General features: G+C 45.4%; 12 protein-coding genes. 10 read left to right on the top strand and 2 right to left on the bottom strand.

The window, feature by feature from the left end:
- Positions 1 to 6 precede the first annotated feature (6 nt).
- Positions 7 to 1,329 (bottom strand): hypothetical protein, encoded by a 1,323-nt coding sequence (locus tag H7708_RS07045; protein WP_223669790.1) that lies wholly within the window; start codon positions 1,327 to 1,329, stop codon positions 7 to 9.
- Positions 1,330 to 1,382: 53 nt separating this feature from the next.
- Positions 1,383 to 2,087, bottom strand: coding sequence for a CPBP family intramembrane glutamic endopeptidase (locus H7708_RS07040; RefSeq protein WP_223669788.1), 705 nt, complete (start codon positions 2,085 to 2,087; stop codon positions 1,383 to 1,385).
- Positions 2,088 to 2,253: 166 nt separating this feature from the next.
- Between H7708_RS07040 and mnmG the strand changes: the two genes are divergently transcribed.
- The 10 genes from mnmG (at position 2,254) to atpA (ending at position 11,539) form a co-directional block, all read left to right on the top strand.
- Positions 2,254 to 4,152 (top strand): tRNA uridine-5-carboxymethylaminomethyl(34) synthesis enzyme MnmG, encoded by a 1,899-nt coding sequence (gene mnmG / locus H7708_RS07035; protein WP_223669975.1) that lies wholly within the window; start codon positions 2,254 to 2,256, stop codon positions 4,150 to 4,152.
- A gap of 583 nt (positions 4,153 to 4,735) precedes the next feature.
- Entirely contained in the window at positions 4,736 to 5,380 is a 645-nt protein-coding gene (gene rsmG / locus H7708_RS07030) for a 16S rRNA (guanine(527)-N(7))-methyltransferase RsmG (protein WP_223669787.1), read from the top strand.
- 20 nt (positions 5,381 to 5,400) lie between these two features.
- A complete protein-coding gene (locus H7708_RS07025; RefSeq protein WP_223669786.1) occupies positions 5,401 to 6,171 on the top strand; it encodes a ParA family protein in 771 nt (256 codons plus the stop codon).
- A 32-nt stretch (positions 6,172 to 6,203) separates the two neighbouring features.
- The gene (locus H7708_RS07020) at positions 6,204 to 7,100 is read left to right on the top strand and encodes a ParB/RepB/Spo0J family partition protein (protein ID WP_223669785.1); all 897 of its coding nucleotides are present in this window, start codon (positions 6,204 to 6,206) and stop codon (positions 7,098 to 7,100) included.
- A 141-nt stretch (positions 7,101 to 7,241) separates the two neighbouring features.
- On the top strand, positions 7,242 to 7,616 hold the full coding sequence (locus tag H7708_RS07015) for an ATP synthase subunit I (protein ID WP_223669784.1): 375 nt from the start codon (positions 7,242 to 7,244) through the stop codon (positions 7,614 to 7,616).
- A 63-nt stretch (positions 7,617 to 7,679) separates the two neighbouring features.
- Complete coding sequence (gene atpB, locus H7708_RS07010; protein WP_223669783.1) at positions 7,680 to 8,555, top strand: F0F1 ATP synthase subunit A; 876 nt, start codon at positions 7,680 to 7,682, stop codon at positions 8,553 to 8,555.
- Between the two features lie 76 nt (positions 8,556 to 8,631).
- Positions 8,632 to 8,898 (top strand): F0F1 ATP synthase subunit C, encoded by a 267-nt coding sequence (gene atpE / locus H7708_RS07005; protein ID WP_068994180.1) that lies wholly within the window; start codon positions 8,632 to 8,634, stop codon positions 8,896 to 8,898.
- A gap of 64 nt (positions 8,899 to 8,962) precedes the next feature.
- Positions 8,963 to 9,433 (top strand): F0F1 ATP synthase subunit B, encoded by a 471-nt coding sequence (locus H7708_RS07000; protein ID WP_223669782.1) that lies wholly within the window; start codon positions 8,963 to 8,965, stop codon positions 9,431 to 9,433.
- Positions 9,434 to 9,442: 9 nt separating this feature from the next.
- Positions 9,443 to 9,979 carry a F0F1 ATP synthase subunit delta gene (locus H7708_RS06995; RefSeq protein ID WP_223669781.1) on the top strand — a complete coding sequence of 179 codons (537 nt, stop codon included), beginning with the start codon at positions 9,443 to 9,445 and terminating at the stop codon, positions 9,977 to 9,979.
- Between the two features lie 12 nt (positions 9,980 to 9,991).
- Positions 9,992 to 11,539 (top strand): F0F1 ATP synthase subunit alpha, encoded by a 1,548-nt coding sequence (gene atpA, locus H7708_RS06990; RefSeq protein ID WP_223669780.1) that lies wholly within the window; start codon positions 9,992 to 9,994, stop codon positions 11,537 to 11,539.
- Positions 11,540 to 11,597 lie beyond the last annotated feature (58 nt).

The raw sequence follows: 11,597 nt of genomic DNA, 5'->3' as shown, positions 1-11,597 counted from the left end.
GAGATATTATTCAGGCGGTTGTTCTTCTTGCTCCACTTCTTCTCGTTTTACCGCGACGGGGGTTACTTCGCGTCGAACTTTCAAGTTTTTGATTTCATTGATTCGAAACGGCATTTCCAGGTAATTACCCGAAGAGATAATGGTATTAACGCGAACGGTCGAGCCGGATACGGAACTGACTTTGCCCTTGAAGCTTTTGCCGCGATAATCGAAGCGTGCCTCATAACCAATGTAAGAGCCAAGTTTGTCTAGTGAGGTTGGCTGTAAGGTTAAGCCCTGAACGCGAGTTAAGTTATCGTCTTCCAGTTCAACCACTTCATCCAGTTCCGGCAGTTCCGATGGTAGCGGTGGGTTACCAAACAAGGGTTGAATGCGGTGATCATTAAGGAAAACTTGCATGTTCAATGAGCTGACCATACGCTGTGGTGACATGCTCATTAACTCCATGGAATTAATGGCATCGGATGGGAAGCTTTCGATTCTGACGCTCCGTGGCTTTTGAATATAGTCGTTATAGGTGTTGTAGAAGTCTTCGCTGAAATGAAGGTTGTTGTTGTACAACACGTGACGCAGGTAATCCATATGGCGCGGATAGTATTGAGCCAGTTCCAGGCCTTCCTGCTCGGCACAGTATTTGGTCAGGCGCTTGCTAAACTCAGAGTTAAGCATTTCCGCTTTGATCGACTTTAACTTCGGATTAGGGATTGGTGCGTTAGGATCAAATTGGTCGAGCAGGAAGTCAACGTTGAGACTACCATAAGCACCGGCGTTGACGTAAAGATTAAGGTTGGCCTGATTAATATGTTCGTCAGTCGTTAGTGCCGTGCTGAAATCGAGCGTAACCTGTTGATAACCCATGTCCATTAAGTCTCCAACCTCTATGGAATCCTTGTGATTACACCCTGCCAGCTGTATTTGTGTCATCAGATCGGGTTGGGAGGCATAGCCGGAGTCGGTATCCATTGCCGTTGTCAGAGGGAACTGAAGCTGCTTCACTTCGGCGCTCATATTCATACTCTGCGATGACTCCAGAATTCGTCCGGACTCTATGGAGCGAACCAGCTTAAAAGACTGAAGTAAGCTGTCAGTACCAAAACGTAACTCTTCAATGGTAGCTTTTTGCGATGTCCCTGGAATGGTTATTTCGATACCGGTAGTAACCGACTTGCCATCAAAGCTGACGTAGGTATTGTCGTAACTGGCCGGTGCCTGCATCTTCACCATGGAAAAGATGTCATCGATCATTTGTTTGTTTTTATACCAGATATAGCCGTAGGCCAGTCCTGCTAAAATTAAAACTATGATCAGTAGTCGAGTAAAAAACTTCACCAGCATCTCCTTCGTTATTGTTTGCGTAATAGTCTATAAGCTGAGTTAGTCGGTTATGCCAACAGAATAATACAGAAGTTATAGCTGGCATGACACAATATTGGCGCTAACATGGATCGGCTCATCTGTTTGAGCCATCCGAGCAGTATTCCGAGGCAAAACACTGCTAATAGCCCTACCCAATAGTCGTAGTATTCTATTAGGTGAAAGCCCATAAATACAACTGCCGAGGTAAAGATTGCATTAAATGTAGCAAATCTTGCGGCAAGAGAGCCGAGAATCAGACCACGAAACAGGTATTCTTCAAAAAACGGTGCAAAAATGCTAACCACTATAATGAGTAAAAGTTCAGCTAAGAAGCTGTGTTGTTTAATGAGGTCAAAGGTATTGGTTGGATCCAGTGGCCCGGGAATTTGCCGACTGAACCAGTGGATCAGTAAGGCAAGCATGACACCGATGCCAACGGAGCATATCGACCATGAAAAGCTGGTCCGGAGAGCAGGTGTAAACTGTTGATAAAAGAAGTCTTTGGTCAGTAACATCAACAAAGGGTAGGTGATCAGCATGCCACCAATGATGGCGACGATCAGCTGTAACCCATTGGGTTGAGGAGAGTCGGAAAGGAACAGCAATAGAATATTGGTGGTTAGGGATAAGCATAATAACGTTGCTAAGGCCAACCATAAATAATAAGGAAGCCGCTGAGCATTTTGTTGATTTTGAGTCGATGCTGAGGGTATCAAAGCTATGGATGCCATTATTACCTTGCTAAGGTATTGATTTTAGGATCAACGGCAGCGAAAAGATAGTGAAAAATCTGTTCAAAAGTTAATCAGATCAGAGTATGATCTCGCACCCATATCGACAAGGGGTTACAATATGCCTTTGTCGCGATTTAAGTTACACAGGAAAGATAGTCAGTTTATGCGTTACCCAGAAGATTATTCAGTCATTATTATTGGCGGCGGCCATGCAGGAACAGAAGCGGCTCTGGCTTCTGCGCGCATCGGCGTTAACACCCTGTTATTGACGCATAATATTGATACGTTGGGTCAGATGTCCTGTAACCCGGCTATTGGCGGGATCGGTAAAGGCCACCTGGTCAAAGAAATCGATGCATTGGGCGGCGCCATGGCGCAGGCGATTGATTGTGCGGGCATCCAGTTCCGTACCTTGAATGCGAGCAAGGGTCCTGCGGTACGTGCGACACGTGCTCAGGCGGATCGCGCCTTATATAAATCGGCTATTCGCGAGATTCTGGAAAATCAGGAAAATCTGAGCATTTTCCAGAATGCAGTAGTGGACCTGATTGTGGAAAACGAAGGTGCAGCTCAGAAGGTTATCGGTGTTAAGACCCAGATGGGTCTGGATTTCTACGCCAATGCCGTGGTATTGACGGTGGGCACCTTCCTTGGCGGTAAAATTCATATCGGTACGGAAAACCACTCGGGCGGCCGTGCCGGTGATCCGCCGTCAATTGCATTGGCCGATAGGTTACGTGAACTACCGTTTCGCGTGGATCGCTTAAAAACTGGGACGCCGCCGCGAATTGATGCTAAATCGGTAGACTTTTCTCAGCTCGAACAGCAGCCGGGCGATACACCGGTACCAACTTTTTCGTTTATGGGCAATGCGTCGCAGCACCCAGAGCAGATCTCGTGCTGGATTACTCACACCAGTGAACAGACACACGATATTATTCGCGGTGGACTGGATCGTTCGCCAATGTATTCCGGAGACATCGAAGGAGTGGGACCGCGTTACTGCCCGTCGATCGAAGATAAGGTGATGCGTTTCAGCGATAAAAACAGTCATCAGATCTTCGTTGAGCCTGAAGGGTTAAATACGCACGAACTCTACCCTAATGGCATTTCGACCAGTTTACCTTTTGATGTGCAAATGGACTTTGTACGTTCAATTAAAGGGTTTGAAAACGCCCATATTACGCGTCCGGGTTATGCCATCGAGTACGACTTCTTCGATCCGCGCGATCTCAAAGCATCGCTGGAAACCAAGTTTATTGACGGTCTCTACTTTGCGGGTCAGATTAACGGCACTACTGGCTATGAAGAAGCCGGTGCGCAAGGTTTGATAGCGGGCATGAATGCGGCGCTACAGGTGCAAGGTAAAGACAGCTGGTCGCCACGCCGAGATGAAGCTTATATTGGTGTACTGATTGACGATCTAATCACCCGCGGTACGCAAGAGCCGTACCGCATGTTCACATCGCGCGCGGAATACCGCTTGATCCTGCGTGAAGATAACGCCGACTTACGCTTAACCGAGCGTGGCCGCCAGCTTGGCCTGGTCGATGAAGCTCGTTGGGTGGCGTTTAATCAAAAGCGCGATGCCATCGATAACGAACTAAAACGAATCTCTAAACTGGTCATTACGCCGGAGAGCGACGCAGCAAAAAGCTTAAATCAGTCGATTGAAAAACCGTTGAGTCGTGCCTATAAAGCGCAGGAATTATTACGTCGTCCTGATATTAATTATGAATTGTTGATGGCGCAGCCAGAGCTCGGTCCGGCCGTTGACGATATTAAAGTCGCTGAGCAGGTGCAGATTCAGACCAAATATTCTGGCTATATTGACCGCCAAAAAGACGAGATTGAGCGCAATCTGAAGAATGAACATACGGCGCTGCCAGACGATATTGACTATACTCAGGTAAAAGGTCTGTCGAATGAAGTGGCGCAGAAATTGCAAAACTTAAAACCTGAAACCATCGGCCAGGCCAGCCGAATTTCAGGGGTGACCCCAGCGGCGATATCGTTATTGTTGGTGTATTTAAAGAAGCGGAAACATTTGAAGTCAGCATAGTATTATTTGTGTTGGTGTTTTGTGGTTAGTGACAGAGTATTGAGCTGTTCATTTTCTTTGCTTGTCCAAAGAAAATGAACCAAAAGAAAAGACACCCGATATTGAGGTCATATATGACTTCCTTCGTAAAACTCAAGTTATTGACGTATCGCTAAATACAGCCCTTCCATGGTATGAATTTAGCTATTTGAATCATCCAAGATTCAAATTACTATAACTTGAATTGTACTCAGCTCAATATATAGGAATTCGGTGCGAAGTGTCAGAATTTGTCATTAACCTAGTGAAGGGGAAGTTAACTAAATTGTTAAAGTTAGCATCAATAACCCCATAAACATTAGCCGCATGAATTAAAATCATAGGGTAGCCTTTAGCCTGATGTTTGGGTCGCCAAAGAAAAGGGTAAAACAAACTAAGAACCCTTCTTCAATTAAGGGCCCTTAAAAGGTGAACGAGATTGCCACTAAGTCTACGACTTCTCGTAATGACAGTGGATAAAGTCACTAGATTCCGTATTACCTAAAGGTATTCCCGTTGGTCACAGTACGGAATGACAAAATTAAGTTAAAGAGAAAATAAAATAGTGAATCCTCAATTAAAACAACTTCAGCCTGAATTTAATCAAGAGTGTGACCAGCTGGGTATCGCTTTGACCAATGAGCAAAGTGAGCAGTTACTTAGTTACCTATCTTCCTTATTGAAGTGGAATAAGGCGTTTAACCTGACTGCAATCCGCACTCCGAAGGAAGCGTTATACCTGCATTTATTGGATTCTGTGGTAGTTTCGCCGGTAATAGAGCAGTTTGCGAGTTGTCTGGATGTGGGTACGGGCGGCGGTTTGCCGGGAATTCCTTTGGCGGTGTTAAACCCGGATAAGGAGTTTACTCTGCTCGATACCAATAGTAAGAAAACCCGTTTTTTAAAACAGGTGGTCTATGAATTAGGACTAAGCAATGTCACGGTTGTCAACGAGCGGGTGCAAGACTTTGCTCATGAATCAGGGTATGCTTGCATACTTTCGCGTGCATTTGCGTCGTTAAAGGATATGACAGACTGGACACAGCATTTACTTGCGCAGGACGGCCAGTGGCTGGCAATGAAAGGAGTCTATCCGCAGGATGAGATCGATGAATTGGCTGATTCGGTTAAATTAGTCGAATCGAGGCAAGTAAAGGTTCCCAATTTGGACGCAACACGGTATTTTATCTATCTGCAAAAAATATCATAACAGCAAATTTGAGGTGTTTCGTGGCTTACATTATTGCCATTACCAATCAAAAAGGTGGAGTCGGTAAAACGACATCGAGTGTGAATCTGGCGGCGTCGCTGGTTCAAGAAAATCAACGAGTGTTGATGATTGATATGGATCCACAGGGTAATGCCACCATGGGCTCCGGTATCGAAAAGTCAGATTTGGAATTATCTACTTATGACTCTTTAATGGAACCCGAAGAAATCAAGAGCCATATTGTGACCTCGAACGTTGCCGGTTATGACGTGCTACCTTCTAACGGGGATTTAACAGCCGCCGAAGTTCATCTACTCGAGTTTGACGATAAAGAGCAGCGCTTGAAAAAAGCTTTGCAGCGAATCGAAGATCTATATGACTATATTCTGATTGACTGCCCTCCTTCACTCAATATGCTGACGTTGAATTCGCTGGTAGCATCGGATTCGGTGATTATCCCGATGCAGTGTGAGTATTATGCGCTGGAAGGGTTGTCGGCCTTATTGAATACCATTGGTCAGGTGCAGGAACACGTAAACCCGAATCTACAGATCGAAGGGATTTTACGCACCATGTATGATCCACGGAACCGTTTATCCCTCGAGGTGTCGCGTCAGCTCTTCAGTCACTTTGCCGATAAGGTCTATCGCACAGTGATACCACGAAATGTACGTCTGGCAGAGGCACCCAGTCATGGCGTTCCCGTATTGTTTTATGATCGCAGCTCTAACGGCTCCAAAGCGTATTTGGCATTGGCCGGAGAAATTATTAAACGTCGTCAAGCAGCCTAATTGACGACAGTCAGGAACTTAGAGGATTTTTCATGAGTAAACGAGGTTTGGGCAAAGGGTTGGATGCGCTGTTGAGTTCGAGTAGCAGCAAATCGGTAAAACAGGCTTCCAGCTCGGAAGCGGCTGACTCGCTGCTGGAGCAGGATGGCTTGCTTAAGGAATTGCCGATAGAGTTTTTACAACCCGGTCAATACCAACCACGTCGCGTTATGACCGAAGAAGGTCTGGATGAGCTGGCTGACTCGATCCGCGCGCAGGGTATGATCCAGCCGATTGTGGTCCGTCCGATCAGCAAACAACTCTATGAAATCATTGCCGGTGAGCGCCGCTGGCGTGCCGCGCAACGGGCTGAGTTACATCAGGTTCCTGTTTTAATTAAAGAAGTGCCGGATGAAGCTGCGATTGCCATGGCCTTGATTGAGAATATTCAGCGTGAAGATCTCAATGCCATGGAAGAAGCGAATGCGCTGCACCGTCTCAAAGAAGAGTTTAAGCTGTCGCACCAGCAAACCGCTGATGCCGTGGGTAAAAGTCGCACCACGGTGACCAATCTACTCCGCCTGATGCAGCTTACGGAGCCCTGTAAAACCCTGCTTGAGCGCGGTGATCTGGAGATGGGCCACGCCCGGGCCTTGTTGGCGCTAGATGGTACTCAGCAGTCTGATACGGCAAAAACGGTGGTGCAGAAAGGTTTGACGGTGCGCGAGACGGAAAAACTGATCCGTAACATTAATGAACCGAAGAAGAAGCCCAAAAAGGCTGAGAAAGATCACCATATTGTGGCCCTGGAGCAACGGTTGGCCGACAAAATTGGCGCCACGGTTAATATTAACCATGGCAATAAGGGCAAAGGTAACTTGGTGATTAATTACCATAGCTTGGATGAGTTGGATGGTATCTTACAACATTTAGGTATCGAAGAAGATTAAAACACAAGGTATGGTGTTGCTAAAAGCCAAGCTCAGTTCATCGATAAAAAAAACGCCAATGTGGCAGTGGTTTGGTTGATAAAAGGCGGGTAAATCTTTATACTTGCCGCCCGAATAAGTGGTGAAACTGGTTAAATTAGCATGAGTCAATCGTTAGCGCGAAAGGGCCGTATGCAGGCCTATAAGATGGTTCTCGTGCAATTGGTAATCAGTTTTATCTTGTTTCTGATAGGTCTATTAATATCAGGAACCATCAGCCTTTCACTAGGGGTTGGTAGTCTCATTGTGGTGCTAGTCAATTTTGTCTTTGCCACAATCGTATTTCGCAAGTCAGGTGCACAGGCGGCTCAACAGGTTAAAAGAGCCTTTGCTTTTGGTGAGAGTATTAAATTGATGCTCACCATCGTATTGCTTGTGCTTGCGTTTACTATATTACCAGTGCATGCAGGGGCATTATTGATAGGTTTTTCAGTAATTGTATTATCCCAGTGGTTTGCACCGTTGATTATAAAATGATTTTAAGTGGGGCTCGACGGAGCCTAGTGCTTAACTTTTAACGAGTATAGGGTTTAAGAAGCAATGGCATCTTCAGACAAAGTAGATAGTGTTGACTATATCAAGCACCACTTACAAAACTGGCAAGTGTGTAAAACTGATGAAGGCTGGGTGTGGAATCAGTGTCAAGAAGCAGGTTTTTGGACTTTCAATGTCGACAGCCTTATTTTCTCTTTTCTTTTAGGTGTTCTATTTTCTTTTGCTTTCTGGAAAGTCGCCAGAAACGCTAAAATTGAGAAGCCTGGCAGATGGCAATCAATCGTTGAGGTGATCTTCGAGTTCGTTGATAAATCCGTCAAAGATACCTTCCATGGTCGAAACCCTCTGATTGCACCGTTGGCATTAACGATTTTCGTCTGGGTCTTCCTGATGAACCTGATGGATTTGGTACCAGTCGATCTGCTACCGTGGTTGGCGGACAAATTTAACGTTTATGCACTGGGTGCTGAGCCGGGCCATACTTACCTTAAAGTGGTTCCTACGACTGACGCTAACATTACCTTCAGTTTATCGATTGCTGTGTTCTTGCTGATTATCTTCTACAGCATCAAAGTTAAAGGTATTGGTGGCTTTATTGGAGAATTAACATTGCACCCATTCTCCAGTAAGAATAAGTTTGTACAGGTTTTATTGATTCCCGTGAACTTCCTGATGGAATCAATCGGATTGCTTGCAAAGCCAGTATCGTTAGCACTGCGTCTATTCGGTAACTTGTATGCAGGTGAGCTGATCTTTATTTTGATTGCGGTCTTGATGAGTGCCGGTATCGGCGGCATCGTCGGCGGTGGTATCGCTTACATGGTGTGGGCAATTTTCCACATTTTGGTAATCACGCTACAGGCCTTCATCTTTATGATGCTGACGATTGTATACCTCAGCATGGCTCATGAAGATCATTAATCACAGGTTTTAGTTTTTTAGGTTTTTATTTTTTTTAGTTTTAACATTTAACTTTATTTCTCGATTGGAGGAAACAATGGAAACTTTGTTCGCGTTCACAGCATTAGGTGTACTATTAATTTTGGGTCTAGGTGCCCTGGGTACTGCGATTGGCTTTGGTCTTCTAGGTGGTAAATTCCTTGAAGCTTCAGCTCGTCAGCCTGAACTAGCTCCTATGCTACAAACTAAAATGTTCCTAGTTGCTGGTCTTCTGGATGCGGTAACCATGATCGGTATCGGTATCGGCATGTGGTTCACATTCGCAAGCCCATACGTTGGTCAATTGCAAGCTCTAGTCGGTTAATTAAGAGATTGCGAACTGGTATTTATACCAAAATGATGACTAACTTAAGAGAGGGGGAATAGACGTGAATATTAACGCTACCCTATTAATCAACATGATTTTCTTTGTCGGCTTTGTGTGGTTCTGCATGAAGTTCGTATGGCCTCCAATCATGAAGGCAATCAAAGAACGTCAAGATAAAATTGCCGAAGGTCTTGCGGCTTCTGAAAGAAGTCAAAAAGATCTAGAGCTTGCTCGAGAAAAAGCATCTGAGATTCTTCGTGATGCTAAAGGTCAGTCAGCTGAGCTGGTTGATTCTGCTAAGAAGCGTCATGCTGAAATTGTTGATTCAGCGAAAGATGATGCTCGTGCCGAAGCTGATAAGATTAAAGCCGGTGCTGAAGCTGAGATTGAGCAGGAAGTTAACCGTGCACGCGAACAGTTGCGCGCTAAAGTGGCTACTTTAGCAGTTGCTGGCGCTGAGAAAGTTATTGAGCGCAACATCGACGATGCAGCGAACAATGATATGTTCGACAAGCTAGTCGAAGATCTATAAGGGTTAACTATGGCAGAGCTATCTACTATTGCAAGACCATACGCAAAAGCAGCATTCGAATATGCTCTTGGTTCTCAGACTGTGTCTGAGTGGGCAAGCATGTTAGATTTTGTCGCTCAAGCCGTTAGCAACGACGAAGTGGCATCACTGATTACTGACCCTTCCCTTTCGTCTGAACAGAAAGGTGAAGTGGTATTAAAGATCGGCGAAGGGCACTTGGTTGATAAAGTCCAAAACTTTATTAAATTGCTTGCAAGAAATAATCGCTTAGAAGCATTGCCAGCAATTCGCCAACGTTTCGACGTATTAAAAGCGAATTACGAGAAAACAGTTGATGTTGAAGTAACATCGGCAGTGGCCTTAAGCGATGAGCAATTGCAACGACTAACAGACAAGTTGACGACAAAACTTGGTCGTAAGGTTAACATTGAAACACAAGTGGATTCTTCAATGATTGGTGGCCTGCTTATCAGAGCAGGTGACATGGTTATTGACGGATCAATACGCGGTAAGCTCAACAAGCTTTCCGAAACGCTAAGAGCTTAGTGAGGAAGAAGCATGAGTGTGCAACTGAATCCATCTGAAATTAGCGAGCTAATCAAAAAGCGCATCGACTCTTTTGAAGTTGTTAGCGAAGCTCGCAATGAAGGTACTATCGTCAGCGTATCTGACGGTATTTTACGTATTCACGGTTTAGAAGAAGTCATGGCTGGTGAGATGATCGAACTCCCAGGCGGTAAATATGGTATGGCTTTGAACCTAGAGCGTGACTCTGTCGGTGCGGTAGTTCTAGGTGACTACACTGACATCGTTGAAGGTATGACTGCTAAATGTACTGGCCGTATTCTTGAAGTGCCAGTAGGTCGTGGTCTTTTAGGTCGTGTTGTTGACGCCCTGGGTAACCCTATCGACGGTAAAGGTCCAATCGAGAATGACGGTTTCTCTCCAATCGAAAAAATTGCACCTGGTGTAATTGCCCGTCAATCGGTTGATCAACCCGTACAGACAGGTATTAAATCTATCGATGCGATGATTCCAATCGGTCGCGGTCAGCGTGAGTTGATCATTGGTGACCGTCAGACTGGTAAAACAGCCATCGCAATTGACGCTATCATCAACCAGAAAGGCACAGGCGTGACTTGTGTGTATGTTGCAGTTGGTCAGAAAGCGTCAACTATTAACAACATCGTGCGTAAGCTGGAAGAGCACGGTGCAATGGACCACACCATTGTGGTTGCGGCGGCAGCATCTGATGCGGCAGCATTGCAGTTCATCGCTCCTTTCTCTGGCTGTACGATGGGTGAGTATTTCCGTGACCGCGGTGAAGACAGCTTAATCGTTTATGATGATTTGACAAAACAGGCCTGGGCTTATCGTCAGATTTCATTGCTTCTTCGTCGTCCTCCGGGTCGTGAAGCATACCCTGGTGATGTTTTCTACTTACACTCGCGTCTTCTTGAGCGTGCTGCACGAATTAATGCAGATCACGTTGAAAAGATCACTAACGGTGAAGTCAAAGGTCAAACAGGTTCTTTAACAGCATTGCCGATTATTGAAACGCAAGCTGGTGACGTATCTGCATTCGTACCAACTAACGTAATTTCGATTACGGACGGTCAGATCTTCCTGGAAACTGACTTGTTTAACGCCGGTATCCGCCCAGCGGTTAACGCCGGTCTATCGGTATCGCGTGTGGGTGGTTCAGCACAGACCAAGATCGTTAAGAAGCTTGGTGGTGGTGTTCGTCTGGCCTTGGCACAGTATCGTGAGTTGGCGGCGTTCGCACAGTTTGCTTCGGATCTTGATGATGCGACTCGTGAACAGCTTGAGCACGGTCAGCGTGTCACTGAACTGATGAAGCAGAATCAATATGCTCCATTATCAGTCGGTGAAATGGCGGTTTCGCTATACGCTGCTGAAGAAGGTCATTTGAAAGACGTAGAAATCAGCAAAGTCGGTGACTTTGAATCTGCATTGTTGGACTACTTTAAGAATGAGCACAAAGACTTGTTGGATGAAATCAATGAAAAATGTGATTACAACGACGACGTTAAGGCCAAACTTGAAGAAGCTCTAACAAAGTTTAAGTCTACGCAAACTTGGTAAGAAAGTTTTATTAAGAGACGGGTGCTTGTGGCACCCTTCCCTACTTACCAAACACTAA

Source organism: Kangiella shandongensis, assembly GCF_020005365.1.
GTDB classification, from domain to species: domain Bacteria; phylum Pseudomonadota; class Gammaproteobacteria; order Enterobacterales; family Kangiellaceae; genus Kangiella; species Kangiella shandongensis.
Note: the sequence above shows the minus strand (reverse complement) of the source record. Positions and strands in the feature narration are given on the sequence as shown.

Coding starts and splice junctions, on each gene's coding strand:
- H7708_RS07040 (WP_223669788.1), bottom strand. CDS start 2,087: ATGGCATCCATAGCTTTGATACCCTCAGCATCGACTCAAAATCAACAA.
- mnmG (WP_223669975.1), top strand. CDS start 2,254: ATGCGTTACCCAGAAGATTATTCAGTCATTATTATTGGCGGCGGCCAT.
- H7708_RS07020 (WP_223669785.1), top strand. CDS start 6,204: ATGAGTAAACGAGGTTTGGGCAAAGGGTTGGATGCGCTGTTGAGTTCG.
- H7708_RS07015 (WP_223669784.1), top strand. CDS start 7,242: ATGAGTCAATCGTTAGCGCGAAAGGGCCGTATGCAGGCCTATAAGATG.
- atpB (WP_223669783.1), top strand. CDS start 7,680: ATGGCATCTTCAGACAAAGTAGATAGTGTTGACTATATCAAGCACCAC.
- atpE (WP_068994180.1), top strand. CDS start 8,632: ATGGAAACTTTGTTCGCGTTCACAGCATTAGGTGTACTATTAATTTTG.
- H7708_RS06995 (WP_223669781.1), top strand. CDS start 9,443: ATGGCAGAGCTATCTACTATTGCAAGACCATACGCAAAAGCAGCATTC.
- atpA (WP_223669780.1), top strand. CDS start 9,992: ATGAGTGTGCAACTGAATCCATCTGAAATTAGCGAGCTAATCAAAAAG.